The 24,525-nt window shown below is 66.2% G+C and carries 16 protein-coding genes; 4 read left to right on the plus strand and 12 right to left on the minus strand.

Annotation, left to right across the window (positions count from 1 at the left end):
* Positions 1-10: 10 nt before the first annotated feature.
* From ACOGJB_RS14530 to ACOGJB_RS14550, 5 genes are all read right to left on the minus strand, one after another.
* Positions 11-1,435, minus strand: coding sequence for an ABC transporter substrate-binding protein (locus ACOGJB_RS14530; RefSeq protein WP_419837804.1), 1,425 nt, complete (start codon positions 1,433-1,435; stop codon positions 11-13).
* A gap of 13 nt (positions 1,436-1,448) precedes the next feature.
* A complete protein-coding gene (locus ACOGJB_RS14535) occupies positions 1,449-2,213 on the minus strand; it encodes an ABC transporter ATP-binding protein (RefSeq protein WP_419837805.1) in 765 nt (254 codons plus the stop codon).
* Between the two features lie 38 nt (positions 2,214-2,251).
* Positions 2,252-5,086 (minus strand): ABC transporter permease subunit, encoded by a 2,835-nt coding sequence (locus ACOGJB_RS14540; RefSeq protein WP_419837806.1) that lies wholly within the window; start codon positions 5,084-5,086, stop codon positions 2,252-2,254.
* 63 nt (positions 5,087-5,149) lie between these two features.
* The gene (locus ACOGJB_RS14545; protein ID WP_419837807.1) at positions 5,150-6,538 is read right to left on the minus strand and encodes an ABC transporter substrate-binding protein; all 1,389 of its coding nucleotides are present in this window, start codon (positions 6,536-6,538) and stop codon (positions 5,150-5,152) included.
* A 223-nt stretch (positions 6,539-6,761) separates the two neighbouring features.
* Complete coding sequence (locus ACOGJB_RS14550; protein WP_419837032.1) at positions 6,762-8,093, minus strand: IS1380 family transposase; 1,332 nt, start codon at positions 8,091-8,093, stop codon at positions 6,762-6,764.
* 472 nt (positions 8,094-8,565) lie between these two features.
* Here ACOGJB_RS14550 and ACOGJB_RS14555 point away from each other — a divergent pair, with 472 nt between their 5' ends.
* Both ACOGJB_RS14555 and ACOGJB_RS14560 read left to right on the plus strand, forming a co-directional pair.
* Positions 8,566-9,717 (plus strand): serine hydrolase domain-containing protein, encoded by a 1,152-nt coding sequence (locus ACOGJB_RS14555; RefSeq protein ID WP_419837808.1) that lies wholly within the window; start codon positions 8,566-8,568, stop codon positions 9,715-9,717.
* A gap of 45 nt (positions 9,718-9,762) precedes the next feature.
* On the plus strand, positions 9,763-11,022 hold the full coding sequence (locus tag ACOGJB_RS14560; RefSeq protein ID WP_419837809.1) for an LLM class flavin-dependent oxidoreductase: 1,260 nt from the start codon (positions 9,763-9,765) through the stop codon (positions 11,020-11,022).
* A gap of 105 nt (positions 11,023-11,127) precedes the next feature.
* Here ACOGJB_RS14560 and typA read toward each other — a convergent pair whose 3' ends face one another.
* The 3 genes from typA to ACOGJB_RS14575 form a co-directional block, all read right to left on the minus strand.
* A complete protein-coding gene (gene typA, locus ACOGJB_RS14565; protein ID WP_419837810.1) occupies positions 11,128-12,993 on the minus strand; it encodes a translational GTPase TypA in 1,866 nt (621 codons plus the stop codon).
* Positions 12,994-13,324: 331 nt separating this feature from the next.
* Positions 13,325-14,596, minus strand: coding sequence for an ATP-binding protein (locus ACOGJB_RS14570; protein ID WP_419837811.1), 1,272 nt, complete (start codon positions 14,594-14,596; stop codon positions 13,325-13,327).
* 194 nt (positions 14,597-14,790) lie between these two features.
* Positions 14,791-16,323 carry a carboxylesterase/lipase family protein gene (locus ACOGJB_RS14575; RefSeq protein ID WP_419837812.1) on the minus strand — a complete coding sequence of 511 codons (1,533 nt, stop codon included), beginning with the start codon at positions 16,321-16,323 and terminating at the stop codon, positions 14,791-14,793.
* A gap of 298 nt (positions 16,324-16,621) precedes the next feature.
* Between ACOGJB_RS14575 and ACOGJB_RS14580 the strand changes: the two genes are divergently transcribed.
* Complete coding sequence (locus ACOGJB_RS14580; protein ID WP_419837813.1) at positions 16,622-17,788, plus strand: MFS transporter; 1,167 nt, start codon at positions 16,622-16,624, stop codon at positions 17,786-17,788.
* A gap of 328 nt (positions 17,789-18,116) precedes the next feature.
* Positions 18,117-18,518, plus strand: coding sequence for a hypothetical protein (locus tag ACOGJB_RS14585; protein WP_419837814.1), 402 nt, complete (start codon positions 18,117-18,119; stop codon positions 18,516-18,518).
* 77 nt (positions 18,519-18,595) lie between these two features.
* On the opposite strand, the gene ACOGJB_RS14590 is transcribed toward ACOGJB_RS14585, so the two are convergent.
* The 4 genes from ACOGJB_RS14590 to ACOGJB_RS14605 all read right to left on the minus strand — a co-directional run bounded on the left by ACOGJB_RS14590 (position 18,596) and on the right by ACOGJB_RS14605 (position 24,449).
* Positions 18,596-20,866: a xanthine dehydrogenase family protein molybdopterin-binding subunit gene (locus ACOGJB_RS14590; RefSeq protein ID WP_419837815.1), complete on the minus strand. Its 2,271-nt coding sequence runs from the start codon at positions 20,864-20,866 to the stop codon at positions 18,596-18,598.
* A gap of 312 nt (positions 20,867-21,178) precedes the next feature.
* Positions 21,179-21,844, minus strand: a complete 666-nt coding sequence (locus ACOGJB_RS14595) for an RES family NAD+ phosphorylase (protein WP_419837816.1) — start codon at positions 21,842-21,844, stop codon at positions 21,179-21,181.
* A gap of 6 nt (positions 21,845-21,850) precedes the next feature.
* A complete protein-coding gene (locus tag ACOGJB_RS14600) occupies positions 21,851-22,582 on the minus strand; it encodes a hypothetical protein (RefSeq protein WP_419837817.1) in 732 nt (243 codons plus the stop codon).
* A 169-nt stretch (positions 22,583-22,751) separates the two neighbouring features.
* Positions 22,752-24,449, minus strand: coding sequence for a flavin-containing monooxygenase (locus ACOGJB_RS14605; protein WP_419837818.1), 1,698 nt, complete (start codon positions 24,447-24,449; stop codon positions 22,752-22,754).
* Between the last annotated feature and the right edge of the window lie 76 nt (positions 24,450-24,525).

Here is a 24,525-nt window from a genome sequence, read left to right on the forward strand (position 1 = left end):
TGACGGTGGGTTAGAGGCCGCTGAGTTCGTACGCGTCGAAGAGTCCGTCGCCGACCACGATCCTGCGCAGCGTGCCGCCGTCGGCTTCGACGACTTGCCACACCATGATGTGCGACATGCAGTGCGAGGACTCCGGCGGCCACGGCGCCAGCCCGCATCGCAGATCGGGGCCGAACCAGCCGGGCGTCTCGCCTGAGTTCGCGAATGCGTCGGTGATCGACTTGGAGGTGATGGGGCCCTCGATCTTCTCGAGGATGAACTCGATCTCGCGCCAAGCGCCGTAGGGCGCCACGGCGAATCCTTCGATGAGCTGCTCGTGACCTGCCGCGGTCATGTCCTGCGCGTAGGCCGCGAGGCGTTCTTGGATCTCGGGCGGCGCGAACTCCGCGACCCACGGCACCCACTGGTCGCCTTGGGTGTATGTGCCCAAAGCAGCAGGCCCGAGCACGCCGATGTACAAGCTGCACGAGCCGGCGAAGATCGGCTTGTCGAAGCCGCTCGCGGCGGCGGAGCCGACCATGCCGATGCAGCCGAACTCGTCGAGCTGGCCCATCATGCCTTCGACGCCGGCGGATTGCGCGGCGGCGATGGCTGCTGTCCAGTCGGGCGCGGCGATATCGACCACGACGCGGGTCATTTCGATGCCGTGATGCTCGAGCACCGGGGCGATGATGTTGTCCATGAAGTCCAGGGCGGTGGAGGAATCCTGGATGACCACGGCGATGTGGTCGATGCCGAGATCTTTGAAGGTCTTGGCCGGGCCGACGGCAAAGGCGCCGGTTGCGACATGCAGCAGGAACGCGCCGGGGCTGTTGCGCTCGGTGGGGCCCCACGAGTGAGACGAGACGTAGGGAATGCCTGCGTCGACCCACAGCCCGAGTGCCGCTTCTGAGCCCATCTCGACGCCCATGTAGGCCATGACGACGTCTTCCTCGATCAGCTTGATGGCGCAGTTGATGGCGCTCTCGGGCGTGCCGTCAGAAAGGCAGACGACCGGCTCGATCACCGCTCCGTGGATCCCGCCCGCACGGTTGATGACGTCGATGGCGACTTCGCCGCCGATACGCAGCTCTGGCAGGGAGATGTTGCCGCCCTCGTTGTTGACGTAGCCGACCCGGATGATCTCACCGGTGCGATCGATGGCAGCCGTGGCAGTTGAGGCGTCTGCGTCGCCGGTCGTGTTATCGCTGGCGGCGCTGTCCGGGGCACCGTCGCCAGTCGCCGCGACGTCCACGTCCACGTTGACATTGACGTCAACGTCTATCTCGCCCCTACTCCCCGGCGTTGCGGCTGGCGCTTCGTCGCTGACAGTCTCGGAACCGCCGCACCCACCAGCCAGTCCGACGAGTGCGGCGAGGACTGTCAGCCCGACGCGCCGAAAGATGCGCTTGGCCGAGCGCCTAACTTCCCACCTTCGTTTCGGCAGGCATTCCATGTCGTTTGGAATGCTACTCGTGGTCCAGGGTTCGCTCACCGAGGTAACTGGCCTCGAGCACTTCGGGCCGCTGCGCCAGTTCTTCCGCCGTGCCCGACAGGGCCAGCTCGCCGTGATTGAGCACGTAGGCCCGGTCGGTGATTGCGAGCGCAGCATGCACGTGCTGTTCCACCAGCAGCACCGCCGCGCCGGTGTCATCGGCGATGCGGCGCACTACTGGCAGCAGGCGCTCGACGATGATCGGCGCCAAGCCGAGGCTCATCTCGTCCACCATCAGGAGCCTCGGATCGGCGATCAGCTTGCAGCCCAATGCCAGCATCTGCTGCTCGCCGCCCGAGAGCAATCCGGTGCGACGGTCCAGGAGTTCGGCGAGGGCGGGAAACCAGCCGATGATGTCGTCCTCGGTGACCTCGCTGCGGCGGTGCCGGTGCAGGCGCAGGTTCTCTGCAACGCTGAGCTGAAAGAAGATGCCGCGGTCCTCGGGCAGCAGCGCAGCACCCCTGCGCGCTACTTGGTGCGCGCTGGCGCCGCCGAGCGGCTTGCCGAGCACATCGATCTCGCCGTCGATAGGCCGCAGGACACCCGCGATGGTCAGCAGCGTGGTCGTCTTGCCCGCGCCGTTGGGTCCGAGCAGTGCCACCACCTCGCCCGGATGTACGTGCAGAGACAGGTCGCGCACGGCCGGCACCCCGCCCCAGCCGGCCACCAGATTCCGGACGTCCAGCGCAGGCGTTGCGACAGCGGTGCCTTCGGGGGTTGTGGCCTCGGCTGTGCTCATTCGATTGGACTCATGCGATCAGGCTCATGCGGTTGGGCTCATGTGTGGACCTCGGAACCAAGGTAGGCGTCGATGACGGCCTCATTCGCACGAATGTCGGCCGGGGTTCCCTGTGCGATGATCTGGCCGAAGTCGAGCACGTAGATGTAGTCGCAGACTTCGAGCACGAGGCCCATGTCGTGGTCGACCAGCAGGATCGACACGCCGCCTTCGGCGATGTCGACGATCTCGCGGCCCAGCGTGCGGCTCTCGGCGGTGTCGAGACCGGCGGCGGGCTCGTCGGCCAGCATCACCCGAGGTGAACTGGCCAAGGCCCGGGCAACGCCGACCAGCTTTTGGCGTCCCAGCGGCAGATCGCCCGGTCGGGCGTCGGCGTCGCTAGCGAGGCCAACCAGATCCAGTGCGGCATCCACCCGCTCGAGGTCAACCGGTCGTGCCGGCTTGACAAAATCCGCCAGCACCGAGCGAATCGAGGCTCGTTCCTGGGCGACTTGGGCGTTTTCGCGCACCGACAGATCGCCGAAGAGCTCCAGCGACTGCCACGTACGCGACAGGCCCATGCGCGCTCGCTGGTAGGGCAATTCGCTCGTGAGTTCCCGACCGTCGAAGACGATGCGCCCCTCGGAAGGGACGAACCCGGTCAGGGCGTCGATCATGGTCGTCTTGCCGGCGCCGTTCGGTCCGATCAGACCGACGATCTCGCCCTCGCGGACGCGCAGCGATGCTTCGTCGACGGCCTTGAGACCCCCATAGCGGACGGTGAGTTCTTCGACCGCGAGGACGACGGGAGCATCGTCGAAGCTCGGCCGGTCGCGACGGGGCGGCTCAGACACTGAACCCGACGGTTCCACGAGGCGCAGCGGCACCGGCGCTGATCGTTCTTCATCGTGGTCATTCGCGTCAGCGGCCTTCGCGGCTGCTCGCGCTGCAAGCCGGGCCTTCAGCTTCTCGAAGTTCTTGCGGTTCGCGCCCGCGATGCCCTCCGGATTGAAGATCGCAGTCAACACCAGGCCGATGCCGGCGAGGAGCCCATACGCGGTACCGAGTTCCAGGTTCCGGTCCAAGACAACAAACCCGATGCCCAAGGGAGCAAATGTGCCGCCAATGACAGCGCCCGAGACGCTGGTGATGCCGCCCAAGTAGGCGAATGCCATGAAGCTCAAGCCGACGAGCACGGTAAAGCTGTCGGCGGAAAGCTGACCACGGCTGTAGCCGATGAACGAGCCGCCCAGTCCTGCCATGAACGAGGCGATGCCGAATGCCAGCAGCTTCGTATTCGCAATCGAGATACCGATCGATGCACCTGCCCGCTCGTTTGAGCGCACTGCCAAGAAGCGTCGTCCGGTAGCGCTGCGGGCCAGGTTGCCCACCAGGACTGCACAAATCGCCATCAAGATCAGCACCAGGATCCCGAACTCGACGCGTGCGATGGTGCGTCCTTCCCGCACGCCCATGTTGAGGCCGAACAGCGTTGGATCCGAGATCGGATTCCCCGCCACCTCGGTGAAGCTGGGATTCCGGAAAATGAACTTCTCCAGAGCTACGGCGCCTGCCAATGTCACTACGGCCAGTTGCGCGCCGCGGATGCGCAGCGCCGGGATGCCCACCAAGACGCCGAACGCCGTCGCCACCAGCGCTGCCAGCAAGGGCGATATGGGAAACGGTATGCCTGCAGCATCGCCCAGCTTGCTCAGGGCGAAACCAGCCGTGCCAGCGATGCCCGCCTGAGCGAGGGAAATCTGGCCCACCAGGCCGGTCAGCACCACCAGCGAGAGCGTGATGATGGTGATGATCATGCTGGTGATGATCCCGAACCGATAGCTGCCCGAGGTCAGCACTACGGCCGCGCCTGCGGCCAGCACCATGACGACGACGACTTGGGGCCGCATCTTGGGCCGGAACACTTCTGGCAGCGGATCGGACTCGACGGCGCCGCGGCTGGGGAGTGCGTCGCCGACGAAGAACAGTGCCAGCACGATCACCACGAATGGCACCGCATCGCCCAGGCCCGACACCGCCCAGTCCGGCCACCACGTCTTGCTGGCTTGGAACACCACGATGGACTGCATGACGCCCAGCGCCAGCGCCGCACTGACGGTGATACCGATCGACGAGAGTCGCCCGATGAGCGCCGCTGCCAGTGCCGGCACGATGGCGAGCACGTAGGTCAACGGATTCAGGATCACCGTCGGCGAACTCAAGATGATCACTGCGCCGACGACGGTGCTCGACAGCACCCACGTGGTTCCTGCCAGCAATTGGGGCGAGTAGCGGGCCAAGCCGACCGCTCGCTCATTCTCCGCGGAGGCCCGTATGGCAAGTCCCAGCCGGGTGAATCGGAACCATGCCCACAGTGCCACCGCGATCAGTACCACGACCGCTGTCAGCCACAGCCTGTCTCGCGAGAAGCTGATGCCGGCCATGCTGACCGGTTCGTTCGGCAGAATCGGCGGCACGTTGCGGGGTGTGCTGGTGAATTGCAGCACAATCAGCGCCTGGATTGTCAACAGCACGCCGACTGAGGCGACCACCCTCGCCAGCACCGGCGCCCGGCGCAGTGGCCGGAAGACGGCGAAGTGCACCAGCAGGCCGATCAAGCTGCACGAAGCCAAGGCCAGCACGAAGGACAGGGCGAACGGCAATGAACCGTCCTCGCCCAGACTCACACTGTGGGGCACCACCGCCACCGGAAACACCAGGTCACCGCTGCGCACCAGTTCGTCGTAGACGTAGGCACCCCACATGGCCATGGCACCAGTGGCGAAGTTGATCACGCCGGTGCCGCGGTAGGTGATGACGACGCCCATGGACACGGCCGCGTAAATGCTGCCGAAGCCCAAACCGACGACAGCGAACAGGAGATACTGCTCCATCGCCGGCTACCTGCTGCCGATCCGCCCGAGTGCGGACATCACGCGAAGTGCGGAGTTGTTTCTTTAGAAGCCGCTGTATTCGAAGGCGTCGAAGAAGCCGTCGCCGACCAGGATCCGGCCGATGGAGCCGTCATCGCGCATGCCGATCTGCCACACGGCGATGCTCGAACCGCAGTGCGAGGTCTCCGAGGGCCACGGCGCCATGCCGCAGCGCAGATCGGCGCCGAACCAGCCGGGCGTCTCGCCGGCGTTGTTGAAGGCGTCGATCACCGAAGCCGACGTGATCGGGCCCTCGATCTTCTCGAGGATGAACTCCAACTCTCGCCACGCCGAGTACGGCGCGACGGCGAAGCCTTCGATGTGGTCCTCGTAGCCGGCTGCAGCCATCTCGGCTTCGTATTGGGTCAGTCGATCTGCGATCTCGGGTGGCGCGAATTGCTTCACTGAAGGGAAGTAGACGTCACCCTGGGTATAGGTGCCGATTGCCAGCTCGCCCAGGATGCCGATGTAGAAACTGCATGAGCCGGCAAAGACCGGGTCCGTGTAGCCGCTGGCCGCCACGGCGCCGACCATTCCGATGCAGCCGGGCTCGGTGAGCTGGCCCCAGATGCCTTCCACTCCCGCAGCTTGAGCCGCAGCGATGGCAGCAGTCCAGTCAGGCGCTGCGGGATCCACGATGATGCGCTCGAACTCGATCTCGTTGTGTGCCAGAACTGGCGCCACGATGCTGTCGATGAAGGCGATGCCAGACGGGGTCCCCTCCAAGATCACTGCAATGTGGCTGAGCCCGAGGTCGCTGAACGTCTTGGCCGGTCCCACGGCATATGCCGCCGACGCGGTGTGCAACAAGAATGCGCCGGGGCTGTTCCGCTCGATATTTCCCCAAGAGTTCGACGAGATGTACGGGATGCCTGCGTCGAGCCACAAGCCGATGGCTGCGTCGGAGGCAACCTCGATGCCCATGTATGCCAGCACTACGTCGGCTTCGATCAGCTCGTTGGCGCAGTTGATGGCGCTCTCGGGCGTGCCATCAGACAGGCATACGACGGTTTCGATCATGGCACCGTTGATGCCGCCGGACTCGTTGATGGTTGCGATAGCCACCTCGCCGCCGGTGCGGAACTCGGGCAGCGCGAAAGCTGCGCCTTCGTTGTTGACGTAGCCGACCCTGATGACTTCGCCGGTCCGGTCGATGGCAGCCATGCCGTCGCCGTCATCGGCCATGTCATCGGCAGCATCGCCGGTCATGTCGTCGCCGTCATCGGCCATGTCGTCGCTGGAGTCGTCGGCCACGTCATCGGCGGGATCGTCGGCCATGTCGCCGCCGTCGTCGGTCGCTGTAGCTACCCGGGCGTCGTCGGCGCCTTCGTCGTCTGAGTCACCGCCGCAAGCGGCGGCGACGAGACCTAACGCAAAGAGCAGCGCCAGCAGTCGAAGCAGTGGTGGTTTCATCCTGAATCCACCGGTGGGGTGGTTGGGAAACAGCCCTGCCCGCCCGGGCGAGCAGCCAGCCCCTGACGCCGTCGCGCCAGGGCCGCCGGCAACGTAATGGGGGTCATTGGGGCGTGGTGGTGCCCGGTTCGGCTTGGGGGGGTTGGGTTGTGTGCTGCGCTTTTGGGGGTGTGCTGCGCTTTTGGGGGTGTGCTGCGCCGGGCGGCTGGGCGCTGGGGGCGGTTCAGCAGTGTTGGGGCAGGCTGCGGATCTTGTCGAGCGCGGCGGCGAACGTGTGAGCCCAGGGCCATCGGGCGGGGAGCCGCAGGGTGGGCCGTCCGCTGCGGTTGACGAGCCGGCCGGGGACGGCGAGCAGGCGGCGTGCGATGGTGGCGGCGACGGTGAGCTTTCGGGGGTCGTGGACGTGTCCGATGCGCGCTGTCCAGCGTGCGATGTTGTGCGCGAGCACGGCGCAGGCGAGCCATGCGGCGTTGGCGGCGAAGCGTCCTGAGGGGCTGTGGGCGAGGCCGCCGGCTTTGAGGTCTTTGATGGCGAGCTCGACGCGTGCGTGACGGCGGTAGGCGGCGTCGGCTGTTTTGGTGTCGAGCGTTTCGGCGTCGATGTCGGTGACGACGGCGTGGTGGCGCCAGTCGGGGAACAGGTCGCCTTGCTCGCCGACGATGCGGGTGCGGCGCACCACCAGCCGCACCGTGCGAGCGGGCTTGCCGCGGCGGCGCCGGCTCGAGGTCAACGTCGTCTCGGCGACGTGTGCCTCGCCGTCGTCGGTGTAGCCGATCGGGGTCCATTCGTCGTCGTCGATCGCGGCGATCGCCTTGTCGACAGCGGGGTTGCGGCCCACAGCGATCAGGAACCTCACGTCGAGCTTGTCGAGCCGCTCGGTCAGGTCCCAGGAGAAGAACCCTGCGTCGGCGCGCAGCGTCAGCGCCGCCTGTGGCGCCAACCGCCGCGTCCTGGCGACGGTCTCGGACACGAACCGCAGGTGTCCTTTCTGGGAGGACCCCTTGCGCATCCGCGAATGCAATATCTCGCCGGTGTCGTCGCGCACCGCGACCAACGGGTGATAGCCCAGCGTGCGCGTATGCCCATAGGCGGCGCCTTGCTTCGCGTCGGAGTGCACCTCGCGGACCGTCGAGTCGACATCGATCGTGACCTGCTCGGCCGCAGGGGCGGCGCCTGCGTCCCACGCGCGGCCCAACGCCAGCTCCTGCGCGCGGTCGAGCTGACGCACATGACCGAACGTGAACGACCTCGCGAACGTCCCCAACGTCGACGGCGCCACAGGCGCGAACCCCAGCACCGACCTTGTCGACGCGGCCCGCAGCCTGTCCGCGTCCGAAAAGAACGAACCGCCCACCAGCATCGAGCACACCGCCGTGAGCACCTTGGCACCCGAACCGCGGCCCGACCCCGGCGGCGTCACCACCTCATCGATCAACGACTCCAGACCCAGCCGGGCCACCAGCGACCCCGCCAACAACAACCCCGCATCGGCGACCAAAGACTCCTCGTCGAACACTGCCTCAATCCGGTCCAGACCCCCAGCTACGCTGCTCACAGAAAGTGCCTCCCGTCATGGCATCACGCCGACTATTCGTCAACGGCAAAATGCCACGTCAGGAGGCCTTTCTGGTGGACGCGCACCACCCAAACCCGCCACCCCACCGGTGGATCCAGGTTTCATGGTGCCCCCGGGATCGCACGGCCATCCGCCCACACGGATGCCCCTCGGGGCATCGGCACAGCACCAAGCAGTGCCGGACGAATGGTGCCCACCCTATGTCACCCCGCCGGCGGCTGTCAGTGGTCGCTGGTGGCGTGGGCGCAGGGGCGGCGGCCAGCAGCTCGACGGCACGCCCCTGCGACGCAGGCATGCACGATCGGCGGCGCCCCGCGACCTCGAGACGCAGCCCGGCGACGCAGACGAGGCGCTGGTCACAGACCTCATGTGGGCGGCTGCCTGCCGAGACTGCAAAGATGAGCCCTTGACGTGCCGACGCAGTCGGCTGGCACCACAGGGGGGACACGCAATGGAAGTTCACGGGACGTGCAAGGAAGGTTTCGAGGCGGTCCGCGACGCCTTCGTGGAGAACTTCGACGAAGGGCTGGAAATCGGCGCAGCAGCGGCGGTGACGGTCGACGGCGAGGCCGTTGTCGATATCTGGGCTGGAGACTCCGATCCCAACGGCACCCCGTGGGACCGCGACACGATCGTCAACGTGTACTCCACCACCAAGACGATGGCTGCCACCTGCATGCTGGCCCTGGCCGATCGGGGCGAACTCGACTTCAACGCCCCGGTGTGCCAGTACTGGCCCGAGTTCGCCCAGAACGGCAAGGAAGGCGTACTGGTCAGCCACGTCATGTCGCACACGGCGGGGCTGCCTGGTTACGAGCCGCCAGTGACGGCCGCAGATCTGTACGACCTCGACGCCATCGCCGAGCGGCTTGCAGCCCAGGAGCTGTGGTTCGAGCCAGGCACCAAGTCGGCCTATCACGCCGTCACCCAGGGCAACCTCGAAGGCGAGATCCTCTACCGCATCACCGGCAAGCGCATGGCGGACTGGTTCCGCGACGAGATCGCCGAGCCCCTCGGCGCCGACTTTCACATGAGTCTTCCGGCCTCCGAGGACGGCCGCATGGGGGAGCTGATTCCCCCGGAGGTGAATCTCGAGGCCCTCGAGATGAACGGCGTCCCCATCGAGCTCGACTCGCTGTGCGCGAAGACGCTGATGAGCTGCATGCTGGACGCCTCCGAGCCGCAGACCCGCGAATGGCGGGCAGCGGAGATCCCAGCTGCTGGTGGCATCGGAAACGCCCGCTCCATTGCGCGGATCCACTCAATGCTGGCTTGCGGCGGCGAGGTGGACGGCGTCCGGATCATGTCCGAGGCCGGAGCTCGTCGGGCCCTCGAGGAGCAGATCGACAACGTCGACGACGTGCTGTACATGCGCATGCGCCACGGATTGGGCTTTGCCCGCGACCTCGACGGATGGGTCACGAGCCCCAACCCGAACCACATGTTCTGGGGCGGCTGGGGCGGCTCGGTCGCGGTCATCGACTTCGATGTCCGGGCGTCGGTGGCTTATGTGATGAACCGCATGGAGAGCACCATCACCGGCGACCCACGAGGCAACCGCATCGTGGACTCCGCCTTCGCCAGCATCGCTGCCGCCGGCTGAGTTTCCCAAGACGGCACCAGCGCCGGAACGACACAAGGACTCGCCATGCGATTCAGCATCTTCTATGAGCACCAACTGCCGCGCCCGTGGGACGACGGGGCCGAGGCCCGCGTCGTGCACGAGGCGCTCGAGCAGGTACAGCTCGCCGACAAGCTCGGCTTCAGCACCGTGTGGGAGGTGGAGCACCACTTCTTGGAGGAGTACTCGCACTCGTCTGCGCCCGAGGTATTCCTGTCGGCGTGCGCGGCGACGACCGAGAACATCCGCATCGGACACGGCATTGTGCCGGTACTGCCGGGGTACAACCACCCCGCTCGAGTTGCCGAGCGCATCGGCACGCTGGACATCATCTCAAACGGCCGGGTGGAATTTGGCACCGGCGAAACCTCCAGCGACATGGAGCTTGGCGGCTTCGAGATCGAGCGGGCGCACAAGCGCGCCATGTGGGAAGAGGCAGTGCCCGAGATCGCCAAGATGATGGCGCAGGCTCCGTATCAGGGCCACACAGGCAAGTTCTTCTCGATGCCGGCTCGCAACGTGGTGCCCAAGCCGATGCAGCGCCCGCATCCGCCGATGTGGGTGGCGTGCAGCCAGCGCGACACCATCTTGATGGCGGGCCAGCGGGGCCTCGGCGCGCTGAGCTTCTCGTTCATCGACCCCGACGAGGCTCGACAGTGGGTGGCGGACTACTACGACGCGTTCGAAGCATGCACCGACCCGGTGGGTTTGGTGCCGAATCCGAACATCGCAGTCACCACCGGGTTCATGTGCCACCCCGACGAGCAGACGGCGATTGACCGCGGCCTCGACGGCTTCCATTTCTTCGCGTATTCACTGCTGCACTACTACGCGTTCGGCACTCACACGCCCGGAGCGACTGACATCTGGAGCCAGTTCGAGGAGAATCGCGAGGAAATGGGCTTCGCCAAGCTGACCGCCACCGTGCAAGCAGCGGTCGGTTCCGACGGCGCCGACAACTTGGTGACGGCCGGGGGGCTCGACTCGCTGCGCGGCTGTATCGGCACGCCGGACCAGATCCGAGAGTTCGTGCGGGCCTACGAGGACGCCGGGGTTGACGAGCTGATCTTCGTGAGCCAGGCCGGTCGCAACCGTCACGAGGACATCTGCGAATCGATGGAGCTGTTCGCCGCCGAGGTAATGGGTGAATTCGCCGAGCGTGCCCCCGAGCGAGACGCCCGCAAGCGTGAGCGCTACGCCGAGACCATCGAGCGGCTCCAGAACTTCCACACCATCGACTTGACACCCGAGGTCACCACCCGGGTGCAAGCTGCTGCCAGCGCCTAGCGGTGTGAGCCAGCTCAAGTCCAGGGTCTGAATCGACCGCCCGCGGGTGACAGCCAGCCGACAGTTTGTGGTGAGATTGGCCTACAGCTTGTGGGCCAGCTGCGCTCAGGCGGGTGTGCGCTGGAGGCGCTTGCGGGCTCGGCCGCGGGCGGTGGCGTCGAACACGGTCTTGCGGATGCGTACGGCGTTCGGGGTCACCTCAACGCACTCGTCATCAGCGATGAACTCCAGCGCCTGCTCGAGCGACAGGACTCGGGGCGGCGTCAGCCGGACGGTGTCGTCGGATGCAGCAGCCCGCACGTTGGTCTGCTTCTTCTTGCGGCAGATGTTGACGTCCATGTCCTCGGGCCGGGGGTTCTCGCCGATCACCATGCCCTCGTAGACCTCGTCGCCCGGAGCGACGAACAGCGATGCCCGTTCTTGGAGGGCTGCGATCGCGTACCCGGTGACGGCACCCGAGCGATCTGCGACGATCGAGCCCGAGTTGCGGGTGCGCACCTCGCCCAGCCACGGCGTGTAGCCCTCGAACACGCTGTTCATGAGCCCGTTGCCCCGCGTCTCGGTCAGGAATTCGGTGCGGAATCCGATGAGGCCGCGTGTCGCCACGACGTAGTCGAGCCGAACCCAGCCGGTGCCGTGATTCGACATATTCAGCATGGTCGCCTTGCGCTCGCCGAGCATCTGGGTGACAGCGCCGACGAATTCTTCGGGCACGTCGATCGTGACGCGCTCGGTGGGCTCGCAGAGCCGGCCGTCGACGGTGCGGCTGATCACTTCGGGTTTGCCGATTGTCAGCTCGAAGCCCTCGCGCCGCATGATCTCCACCAGCACCGCTAGCTGCAGCTCGCCCCGACCCTGGACCTGCCAGGTGTCGGGACGGTCGGCTTCGTGGACCCGGATCGAGACATTGCCGATGAGCTCGGCGTCGAGACGATTCTTGATGAGGCGAGCGGTGAGCTTGTCGCCTTCCCGACCTGACATCGGCGAGGTGTTGATGCCGATCGTGATCGACAGGCTCGGCTCGTCGACCCTGATGAGCGGCAGCGGAGCGGGACGTTCCAGATCGGTGAGCGTCTCCCCGATCGTGATGTCCGGTATGCCCGAGATCGCGATGATCTCGCCCGCGCTGGCCTCGTTGGCGTCGACTGGTTCGAGGCTCTCGGTCACGTAGAGCTCGTTGATCTTGGCGGCCGAGACGGTTCCGTCGGTTCGACACCACGACACGGTCTGGCCGCGCTTGATGGTGCCGTGCATCACACGGCACAGCGCAATGCGTCCCACGTACGGACTCGAGTCGAGATTGGTGACCCACGCCTGCAGCGGGTGCTCGGGATCGTGACGGGGGGCCGGGACGGTGGCGAGCAGCGTGTCGAACATCGGACGCAGATCGGTGCCGGGCACCTCGGGCTGCAACGAGGCCGTGCCGCGTCGGGCGTCGGTGTAGACGATGGGAAAGTCGATCTGGTCGTCGGTGGCGTCGAGGTCCATGAACAGCTCGTAAACCTCGTCGACCACTTCGCTGACGCGGGAGTCGGGCCGGTCGATCTTGTTGACCACGAGCACGACGGGCAGCTGCAGTTCCAATGCCTTGCGCAGGACGAAGCGCGTCTGGGGCAATGGGCCTTCGCTGGAGTCGACCAGCAGCAAGACCCCGTCCACCATCGTGAGGGCGCGCTCGACCTCGCCGCCGAAATCCGCGTGGCCAGGCGTGTCGAGAATGTTGATCTTGGTCTCCGTCCCAGCGTCGTCGGTATACCGGACGGCGGTGTTCTTGGCCAGGATCGTGATGCCCTTCTCGCGTTCGAGATCCATGGAGTCCATGACCCGTTCCGCGACCGTCTCATTGGAGCGAAAGGCGCCCGACTGCCACAGCATGGCGTCGACCAACGTCGTCTTGCCGTGGTCGACATGGGCGATGATCGCCACATTGCGCAGATCGGCGCGCGCAACAAGATTTTCGGTTTTAGACATGGCGAGCCTCGCTGAACGGGAGTAACGCGTGAGATCGGCGTGCGGGCTCACCGCGGGTGAGTGCAGCCGATGACTCCGGGTGCTGCGCAGGCCTTCAATCCACCCAGAGGTCGTAATGGCAGCCGGGTATGAGGACCCGGCAGCGCTGAACTCTACGGGCGCAGCTGTGCTCAACGGCCAGTCGGCTCAGCAGTCCGCCATGGCGCCGAGCGCGGCGCAGACTTCCGGCCGACGATGGACGCGCCGATCTGACGCCGTCGCCGTCTGCCGAGCATCGCTCCGAGCGCTCGCCGCAAGCTTCTGGCAATTTCAGTCATCGAGTCGCCTGTGTTCACGGCCCTAGCGCGGTGATGGGTACGACCGTCGTGCCGTCTGGTCTGTCGTAGCCGTAGCCAGTGGCTGTGATGATGAGCAGTTTCGCGGGTTCGCCGAGGCGTGACGTGTCCACCTTGTCGCGCAGGCGCAGCAGCGAACGGGCGGCCTGCTCGATGTTGTCGTTTCCGCCGAGCTTGACCTCCGCGGCGATCCAGCGTCCGTCGCGTGCTTCGATGACGGCGTCGGCTTCGAGATGGTCGCTGTCGCGGTAGTGATACACCTCCGCACCGTTGGCCTGGGCGTAGATGCGCAGGTCCCGCACCACCAATGACTCAAAGAGGAAACCGAGCGCTCGCAGGTCTGACAGCAGGCGTTGGGGGCTCGCACCGAGGGCTGCTACCGCGAGCGAGGGGTCGACGAAGTGTCGCTTGGGAGCAGCGCGCAGCGTGGCCCTCGAGCGCAGATGCGTGCGCCAGCACGGTGCGTCTTCGACGACAAAGAGCCGTTCGAGCGAGCGCAGATACTCCGTCGCGGTCGTGCGATTCAGCGGTCGGTCTCCGCTGGTCTCCGCGGCGAGCTTCGAGAACGACGCAGTGGTCGCGACGTTGCGCGCGATCGAAGCGATGAGGCGCGCCACCCCGCCAGGATCACGCGCCACCCCGTCGACTGCACTGATGTCAGTTCGACACAGCTCTGCGAGGTAGTTGTCCAAGAACAGTTGCGCGTCGGTCACGGTCCGATCCAGCAATCGAGGCCAGCCGCCCCTGCAGAGGGCTTCAACGAGGTCGGCGAATTCGACCTCCGGCTGCCGCGCCCTCACAGGTTCCGCCTCGAGCATGGATCCGATCGACACCTCCGCGGAGGACTCGCCCGTTTCCTGCAATGACATCGGGCGCATGAGCACTCGCGCGATGCGTCCGGCACCGGAGTGGCGAGTGATGTCGTCGGCAGGCACGGCTGAACCGGTCAGGATGAATCGACCAGTTCGGCGTCCCTCATCGCTGGCGTGCCGGGCTTGGTTCCAGATTTCTGGAGCGAGCTGCCACTCGTCGAGCAGGCGCGGTTCGGGACCCTCGAGAATGAGCCCGGGCGCAACCGAGACTGATTGGCGGGCGTCGAGATCGCGGTCGAACAGCACCTCGCTGCGTGCGAATTTTCGACCTGTCCAGGTCTTGCCGCAGCCCCTTGGCCCCTCGATGACGACGGTGGGCATGGCCCTCAACGCTCTCGCGACTGCTGAGTCGGTCACGCGTGGTCGGTAGCCGTCGGGTTCGAGCGTGTCTGACATGGCTGCGATTCGTCGGTTGGCGGGCGGCGGCACAGTGCGCCACGCACACCGAACCTGCAACCGCTCGAGATCCGATCCTACAGAATGTCCGCCAAACAGCCAACAGTTTATGGAGTATCCAACCTACAGTTTGAGGACTGATTGGCCGACAGTTTGTGGGCGGGGGGTGCTCGGGCGGTTGCCCGCCGGAGGCGCTAGAGGACGCCGTCCCAGAGGTTGATTTCTGCTGCGGCGGGACTGTTCGCGACACGGCACTCGTTGTCGAAGAGCATCGTCGGCCGGCTGCTCGCATCCCAGCGCGGCCAATCGGGCAGGCCGCCGTGGTTGGGATTGCCGTCGGTGACGAACCGGACCCATGCATCGTGCGTGGCCGCAATCAGATCGGCCGGCGGGTTGTCGCCGACGAAACCGCGGCCCATGTCGTTGTCGGTCTGGTCGAAGGCAAACGGCACCTCGATGAAGTGGTGCGCCCCCCATTCGCCCTCGCGCTCTGGGTTCTCCCAGTCGAAGCGGTACATCCACAGGTCCGAGTTCTGCGCAGACTGCGCATCAGCCAGGCGGACGGCCGGCACGGTGAACATCCGGTCGGTTTCGATCGCGGCGGCGAGCTCGTGCGGTGCAGCGCCGGGCCGATTGTCGGTGTACAGCTTCAGCGCAGCATCGCCGTCCTTGCCTGCCATGCCGAAAACCGCCCCCACGGTGGCCGACACCAGCTCTTCGTTGAACATCTCCTTGAGGTCCACGAGGAAGATCAGCGCTTCCTCCTTGGTCGCTCCGACCATCACAGAAACATCCTTCGCCGAGCCCGCCGCGATCGCGTCGATCGGTCGTTGGGGCAGTTCCTCGGTGAAGTAGGTGGGCTGGAACGCCATCGGCACCGCCGCTGCCTCGCGGTACTTCTCGGGGTCTCGTGTGGCGCCCAAGTCGTCGGTGATGGCGATCTGCGCTGCCAGCAGGTCGTCGTTGCTGACGGCGGCGAGTGCAGCCGAGTCGCCGGGTGTGACGCCGACTGCCTCCATGACATAGGTGCTGATCAACGCTGCGGTGTCGGCGCTGAGACCGTTGTGCGCAGCACCGCTCTGGGGAATCGCAGCCCGGAACATCCCGTTGGCTGCAGGCATCGCCATCAGCGTGGAGCAGCTCATTCCGCCGGCGGACTCGCCGGCGATGGTGACCTTGGACGCATCGCCGCCGAATGCGGCGATGTTGTCCTGCACCCACTGCAGCGCTGCGACTTGGTCCAGCATGCCGACGTTGCCGGACTGGGCGTACTCGCCGAAGTGGCCGCCCAGATTCATGAATCCCTGGACGCCGAGCCGGTAGTTGATCGTCACGCAGACCACGCCGTCGCGGGCGAACGCTGCGCCGTTGTAGACGTCGTCGATGCCGCTGCCGGCGTAGAAGGCGCCGCCGTGGATCCACACCAGCACCGGCATGCCGCCCGCGCCCGGGTCCGGCGTCCACACATTCAGCCGCAGGCAGTCATCGCCGGCCGGATTGGGCGGAGTGCCCAGCTCGCCGAAAATGCCGGGCATGGGCTGCTGCAGTGCTACGGGGCCGTAGTCCGACGCGTCACGCACGCCGTCCCAGCCCGCAGGAGCGACAGGGGGGCGAAAACGCAAGTCGCCCACCGGCGGTGCCGCATAGGGAATGCCCTTGTAGGCGTGGACGCCTTGGTCGTCGCCGCCAGCCAGCCGTCCTGAGCCGATGGTTACTTCTGCTGCCATGTCTGCCCCCTCGTTGGTACGCGAGCTTCCCCCGCAGAGCCACTCCGATGATCCTCCACGCCAAGTCGGCAGCGAGGATCCCCCGAACTCGTGGCTCACACTATGCGCGCGCTCCATCGGGCAGTGCTGTGCACCGCGGGGCCACTCGCTCTCCGCCCGTGCGTCGGCGGACGACGCCGACAGGCCGTGAGAACGATGCTCAGCGCGAAATCCGCAAGGTGGCAGCCCCAGATCAACGCCGCCGATGTGGCGGTCGTAGCGGCTCTTGCGTCGGCGCAGAACTAGCGTGCGCGGGCTTATGGAAAGACAGGGCACGGGCGGCGAGTGGCGCCGCGTGCTGCTTTATTTCGGCGGAATGATGGGACCGCTCGGCACGTTCGTGATGCTGCCGATGATCCCCGAGCTGCGCTCGACTTTCTCGGTCACCACCGGCCAGATCGGCTGGGCTCTTTGGTGCTACCTGGTGCCGTTCGCCGGGCTCTTGCTGGTGTCGGGCACGATCGCCGACCGCTGGGGTCGCGCCCGGATATTGCGCCCTGCCGTCGCGCTCTATGCAGTGGCGACCCTCGGATGCGCCGTCGCGCCGACCTACGTGTGGTTTCTCGCGGCCCGTGTCGGGCAGGGCTCGATGAACGCATTCATCACGCCGCTGCTGCTGGCGATGCTGACCGAAACAACGCCCACGGGTCGCGTCGGGCGCGTCGTGGGTCGCTACGCGGCGTTCCAGGCCCTCGGTCAGCTGTCTGCGCCGATGCTGGGCGGGATCGGCGCAGACACCAACTGGCGCCTTGCGTACGTCGCGACGGCCGCCGTCGGCGCACTCATCGCACTGCTGCTGCCGAAGGCGTCGACTCCCGATGAGCCGGCCACGTCCAGCACGCCCATTTCGCCGCCTCAGCTGCGCACGCTGATGCGCCGCTCGACGTTGCTTGTCGCCGCGACTGCGATGTTGGCCGCACTGGGCCCGGTCGGCGCCAGGATTTTGGTGGCGCTGAGCGGCCGGGACGTGATCGGGCTGACGGGTTCGCAGGTGGGGGTGCTGCTGTTTGCGGGGGGTGTCGCCGGCATGGCAGCGGCGCCGTTGTGGGGCATCGTGCTGGACCGCTTGGGAGGGCGGCGGGCAGCCACGATCGCCATCGTCACATGCTCGGGACTGGTGGCCCTGCTGCCCGTGGCACAGTCGACGTGGCTGCTTGCATGTGTCTGGTTCGTCGCGGGCGCAGCCACCCAGGCCACCGTGGTCAGCTTTCAGTCGCTCGCCTCGATTGCAGCGCCCGACAATCGGGCGGGCGCGCTCTCATTCACGCTGTCGCTTCGGTTCAGCGGTCACGCGATCGGTTCGATCGTGTGGCTTCCGGTGTTCGCGGTCAGCCCGACGGCGGCGTACCTCGCCTCCGCCGCGGTTGGCGGTCTCGCTGTCGTGGCCGTTCTGGCCAGCCGGCTGGACACCAACGGCCCGGACTGAATCGGCCGTGGGGGCCGATGCCGGCACATTCCCGGGAAATCGCTTTGCTGCGTGCGTGACCTCGTGTCTAATTTCACGCGATCCCAGCGAACGGACGGAAGACCGGGTAGACACCGATGCCCACGCGACCGCGGCACAACAATCGAGACTACGAGTCGCTGTTGCGAGAAGCGGAAGGCCGCGGTTGGCGGGTGAAGAAGATGAGAAAGCACTTCTTGCTTCTGTGCCCATGTGACTGTCAGTGCGTCGTTACAGTTGGATCCACGCCCTCCGACTGGCGAGGCATCAAGAACACGCGAGCGAAGATCAACCGATGCAAGAGCAGGAGATGAGCGTGCGGAGCAAGGCGAGCGGACCTCGTACCGAAGTGACGATCACCGGCACCCTCAGCCGCGTCGATGCCGATGGAGTTCGACCTCTCACCTACGACGAGTTCGTCGATTTCGTGAGCAGCGCCGCCGACCATCTCCATGACGACGGTCGCCTCGTCGATCCAATGGTGTCGGGGCAGGCCGGCACTGGGGAGCTTTCGATTTCCTTCCGCGTGCCCGTTTCGATTGGTGCACCCGAGCTCACAGTTCGTCTCTCAGAGATCATCGACAGCCTCAACGACGCGCTCGGGCTTGTTTGGCCACACGATCCTGTGCCGCCTGCTCGCGGACACGGCACGACGATGCTGAACCCGACAAGCCAGCACCTCGACGGAATCGGCCAACCGGCGTTCGCCTAGACCTCTACGACCCAGCCGACTGGACACCAACGGCCCGGTCTGAACCGGCCGTCTCGGCCGATTCCGGCTGCGAGCTGTTACGCGTGCTGCAGGTGTTGCCACACCCGCTCGGGCGTGCAGGGGAGCTCGACATGACGGATGCCGAGGTGCGACAGCGCGTCAACCACCGCGTTGTGCACTGCCGGCGTGGCGCCGATCGTGCCTGACTCGCCGATGCCCTTGGCGCCCAGCGGGTTGCGATCGGTCGGGGTCTCCAGCGGAATCCGTTCGAAGCTCGGCAGTTCTGCCGCTGATGCGATGGCGTAGTCCATGAAGTTGCCGGTCAGCGGGTTGCCGTCGTCGTCGTAGACGAACACTTCGCCGAGTGCGTGGGTGATGCCGGAGGCCACGCCGCCATGCACCTGTCCTTCGACGATCATCGGGTTCACGATCACACCGGCGTCGTCGCACGTCACATGGCGCACCGGCGTGACCTGGCCGGTGTCGCGGTCCACCTCCACGACCGAGAGCTGCACGCCGAAGGGGAAAGTGGCCGCCGGCGGCTGAAAATCACACTCGGCCTGCAGCTCACGACCATCGGACTCGGAGACGTGAGCCGCGACCCGGGCCCAGTCGAGCGACCGTGCGGGTGTACCCACCACAGCGAACGTGCCGACGTCGACGTCCAGCACGATGTCAGCGGGATCGGCCTCGAGCATCGCTGCGGCGGCTTGCTTGGCCTGGTCGACCACTGCTTCGGCTGCTTCGAACACTGCGCCCCCGCCCGTCTGAAGCGAGCGGGAGCCGCCGGTACCGCCGCCGCGGGGGACCTCGTCGGTGTCCCCGTGGCGCACCTCGATCATGTCGAACGCGATGCCGGTGAGGTCGGCAGCTATCTGGGCGTACGCGGTGTGATGGCCCTGCCCATGGTTCGATGAGCCAGTGAGCACAAGCGCCGATCCGTCGTTCCGGACCTCGATGCTCCCGAATTCCGGTGCGCCCATCGGGTTCGAGATCTCCACGTAAGCGCTCCAGCCCAATCCGAGCAGCTTCGACGAGCCATCTGAGCGGCGTCGCTCCTGCTCTGCCCGCAGGTTCCGATAATCCGCAGCTTCCATCACGGCGTCGAGGGCCTTGGCGTACTCGCCGGAGTCCATGTCGGCGCCGGTCGGGGTCTTGAACGGGAACGCCTCAGGCGGGATGAAGTTGCGGCGCCGCAGCTCGCCGGGATCCATCCCGATCTCGGCCGCGAACAGGTCCATCATGCGCTCGATCGCCAACGCGGCCTCCGGTCGGCCTGCTCCCCGGTACGCGCCCACCGGCGCAGTGTTCGTGGTGACCGAATTGGTGGACACGGCCACGTTCGGAATGTCGTACACGCCCGTTGCCATGGTGCGCACGAACATGGGCAGCAGTGACCCGATCATCGGGTAGGCACCGGCGTCCTGCAGTGCGTCCACCTCGTAGGCCGTCACGTTGCCGTCACGGGTGCCCCCGAGCCGTGCCGAGTACGAGATCGCCCGGGCATGGGTGAATCCGGTCATTGATTCGGAGCGAGTCTCCGCCCAGCGCACGGGGCGTTCGAGGCGGCAGGTGAGGCGCGCCACCACGAAGTCTTCGACATATTGGGCGTTCTTGGCACCGAAGCCCCCGCCGACATCGGGCGTGATGACATGGACCTGGCTGGGCTCCAGCCCGCAGAATGCGGACAGGGTGTCCCGGGTCTGGTGCGGGAACTGGGTGCAGGCCCAATAGGTGAGCCGCTGCGTGCCTGGGTCCCAGGAGGCAAGCGCAGCGCGAGGCTCGATGGGGGCTGCGGTCATCCGGGGGTTGCCGAACGCCAGCTCGACGGTGACCTCGCAGCCGGCGAAGGGGTCCTGCCCGTCCTGGGGGCCCGACGGGATGGCGAACACTGTGTTGGTTTCGGCCTCGGGGAACATCAGCCGGTCGTTGCTTGCGGACTCTGCAGTGTCCAGCAGGGGATCGAGCGGCGCGTAGTCGGCGTACACCAGCTCGGCCGCATCGATCGCCTTGGTCTGCGACTCGGCGACGACCACGGCGTAGGGATCGCCCACATACCGCACCCGGTCTGCCGCCAGCGGCGAGCGCAGCATCTGCTGGTTGAGCATGGGCATGCGGGGCGGATCGGCGCTGAGCTCGAGATCGGCCGCTGTGAACACGCCCACGACGCCCGGCATGTCTTGCGCCTCGTCGACGTGGATGGCCGTGATGTCTGCGTGGGCCATCGTCGATCGGACGAACACGGCAACCAGTGCCCCCTCGCATTCGACGTCATCGACGTAGGTGCCGCCGACGGTGAGGAGTTCGGGGTCTTCCTTGCGTTCCACGCGGGTGCCGAGCATGCTCATGAGCAGGGAGATCCTCCGATAGCAGCGTCGCCTGACAATCAGGCGACGTAACGGAACCGAGCCAAGGCTCCAGGTCGCGACGGCCGGAGGGTAACCAGCGCTGACCGGTGAAGCTGTGTTGATCGGCCGCTTCGGCCTAGTCGACCCAGAGGTACGCGAACTCGTCGCCTCGACGCTCCACTGATATCTGCACGAGTCAGACAACGGCAGCAGCGGTGCCCTCGTGCTGAGCTTCTGGCCGTGCCTCCGCGGCAAGGACAGCCGGCGGCCGATGTCCGTTGGCTGATCGCCCGAGGTTCCATTCGATGCCGATCACATCAAGGCGACGCTGTATTCGGAGAGAAGCTGCTCGAGGTACCGCGCTCCGGGGCCGGAAGCAAGGCTCTGTCCGTCAACTGGCAGCGGTGTGGGGTCATCAGTGGACTGGATCGCGCCGTGCGGCGTCCGATCACCGAAGAGCACTAGGGCGAAGCCTTCGGGCTCCCTCCGGGACCGCCAAATCAGTCCGTCACACCACGGCGCCCATGACCGGATCGCTGCTGCCCATTGGCGTGTCATCGAGTACCCCGACGATGGTCCCTGGGTGAGCCACGTGTCCTGGCTCACCGCCGCCAGTGCCCGACCTGAACGCAGGTCAACCAAGCGCAGATCGACGGTGGTGCGCATCCAGCCAATGCGGAGGTCGGCCAGCCGCGCTCGTGGCAGCAGTCGAACGCCGTGCTCGTCGAATGGCAGATCGCGCAGCAGCGCTTCGGACACGGCCGCACGTTCATCCAGCGCTGCGTACAGGAACGGATACGGATCCTCGGCAGTCGCGTCGAAGCGGCCGCCTCTCAGGTCGCTGCGAGCGATGAGCGGATTGAATTCTGCGACGCCGAACTCGGCGTTGTGAATCCGAACGAGTCGCGTTTCGGCGGCAATCCGGAATGAGCGAGGTGTACCGCGAAAGCGCGACGGAGGTGCCTGCCCGGGCGCCAAGCCCTTCTACCCAATCGGTTCAATGACGGCGGCGGCGATGGCGACGAGATCGTCGTGCCGGCCGGTGCCGACGAGTTCCGAAGGCCGGGTGCCGACACGGTCATTGACGCTGAACCACCATGACGCAACTCCCCATGGGTCATTGAGGGCGTCGAGGCATCGGTTTACTTCGCTCACCGCCGCGTCGATGCACCGTCGTTCGGCGTCGAACTGGAAGGCCGGGTACAGGTAGCCACGTCCGTGCTGCAGTCCGAGCAGTTCCGAGCGCAGGCGAAGCTGTCGAACTCGCTCACGATTCGTTGGTTCTGCTCCGAGCGCGCTGGCGGCGTCGCGAGCTTGCAGCATGGGCTGGCGCCAGATGGCGCGGATTGCCTCGCCCTGGAGCCTGATGCGCTGCATGAGCGACCGCTCGATGTCGTCGAGCACCCGCCGAGGCTCGCCGCCGAGCTCACGCACGAAGTCGCTTTGGGCGGCGACGAGCGCGAGCAGACTCCGCAGGTATGACTCACGGTCGGCCAGTGAGCGGTGGCTCGCTGCGACGGCCGCGGCTGCGTCCAAGACGTCAGCGTCGTTCGCCGGGCGCGCAGCCTGGAGAGCCGCCACGATGTACGCCGACCAGTCAGTGAGGACGGCAGTGCGGTTGCGAATGGCCGATGCGAACGCGTCCGCAAACTCCTCGTCGCTGAGTTGAGCCCCGAGTTCCAAGAACTGTTCGTGTGCTTCCGCTGCGGTCGTCATCGCGCGCATCCTGCCCTGACGTTCCCTCAGTTGAGATCTTACTGTCAGGAACGTCTGAAGCGAAAGGCAGTTTCCACCGTGGCGATTTGGTTGTTGCAGAACCGGCTTGTGGCGTCTCTGCGATCAGGGCGAGTGCTACAAAGCGGAGCGACGGCAGCGATGACGCGCTTCAGCCGACGCCGACCGAGGCGCGCTGGGTCGCGAACGACACGCCGTCGTAGTCGTGATCGGCGATCTCGTCGATGCGGCGCTTGTACTTCGGAGCGCCGCCGTTGTACACGAGGTAGCGGATCGTGCCCTTCTCGTGCCCGTCGACGTTCGAGTTGTAGCCCGTGAACCAGCCCTGCGCCTTGCGCATCAGCATCATGGAGTACATCTCGATGACGTGGTTGGTCCATTCCCGCTCGGCGTCTTGGTCGGCCTCGAAGCGGGTGTAGCCGTTCTCCCAGACGTAGTCGAGCATGCCGGTCACCCAGTCGACACCGATCTCGATGCCGCGCGGGTAGTTGGTGGACGCTGAGCCGCTCTGCGGCCCGGCGATGGTCATCAGGTTCGGGAATCCGTTCACCATCAGGCCGATGTAGGTGACCGGCCCGTCTCCCCACTTGTCGCGCAGTGCCACGCCGCCCGAGCCCCGGAAGTCGATCCGGTCGAAGCTGCCGGTGATGGCGTCGAAGCCGGTGGCGTACACGATGAGATCGAATTCGTGGTGCTGCTCGGTGGTCTCGATGCCGGTCGGGGTAATGCGGGTGATCGGTGTCTCTTTGATATCCACCAGGTTCACGTTGGGCTTGTTGTAGGTCTCGTAGTAGCGCGTCTCGAGCGGGACCCGCTGCACGCCGAAGCCGTGGTCTTTGGGGATGAGCTTCTCCGCGATGACCGGGTCGTCGACGCGCTCGCGGATTTTGTCGCCGATGAAGGCCGACAGCTCTGCGTTGGCCTTCTCATCGAAAAAGATCTCGCGGAAGTTGGCCATCCAGATGCCGAAGCCCGGTTCCCCGTACAGCTTCTCCCACATCGCCCGTCGCTCTTCGGGTGTCACGTTCCAGAAGCCGCGGCGGTCGGGCTCGTGCTCGAACCCGCCTGGAGTACGTGCGCACTTGTCGAAGATCTCGTCGTAGCGGGCGCGGATGCCGTCCATCTCCTGGTCGGAGATCTCGCTGTTGTGCAGCGGGGCGCACCAGTTGGGACGCCGCTGGAATACCGTGAGGTGCTCGGCTTGCTCGCCGATGGCGGCAATGGCCTGCACGCCTGTCGCGCCGGTGCCGATGACCGCAACCCGCTTGCCCTTGATCTCGACGGGCTCGGCGGGCCAGTGGTAGGTGTGGAACGACGGTCCTTCGAAGACGTCGGTGCCGTCGGCGTTGACGCCCTCGATGCGGGGATAGGTGGGCGCGGACAGCAGGCCGAGGGCGGTGAGCAGGAACCGGCAGCTCAGGTCACGCCCGTCGCCGAGGTGCAGGCGCCAGATGCCGGCGTCGTCGTCGAAGTGCGCAGTCTCGACAGTGCAGTTGAACTGCATGTACTGGCGCAGGTCGAACTTGTCGGCGACGTGGTTCAGGTAGCGCAGGTTCTCGGGTTGGCCCGAGAAGCGTTCCTTCCAGTGCCACTCGTCGAGCAGCTCGTCGGAGAACGAGTAGCCGTAGGTGTAGCTCTCCGAGTCGAACCGGCAGCCGGGGTAGCGGTTCCAGAACCACGTGCCGCCGAGGTCGCTGCCCATCTCGAGCACGGTCGCGTGGACGCCGCGCTCGGCCAGCCGGTACATCTGGTAGATGCCGGCCACGCCGGCGCCGATGATGATGACCTCGTACTCGGGCTCGCCTGCGGCGCTGCCGTTCGAGGTTCCGTTGGTCGCTGCTGCTGACATGTTTGATTTCCCCCGCTGCAATCGTTGCACGCGTCACCGAGTTGGACGGCGTGGACTCGGCGAATGCGTTGCCGCC

The sequence above is a fragment of the Candidatus Poriferisodalis sp. genome, from assembly GCF_965208895.1.
GTDB lineage: Bacteria > Actinomycetota > Acidimicrobiia > Acidimicrobiales > Poriferisodalaceae > Poriferisodalis.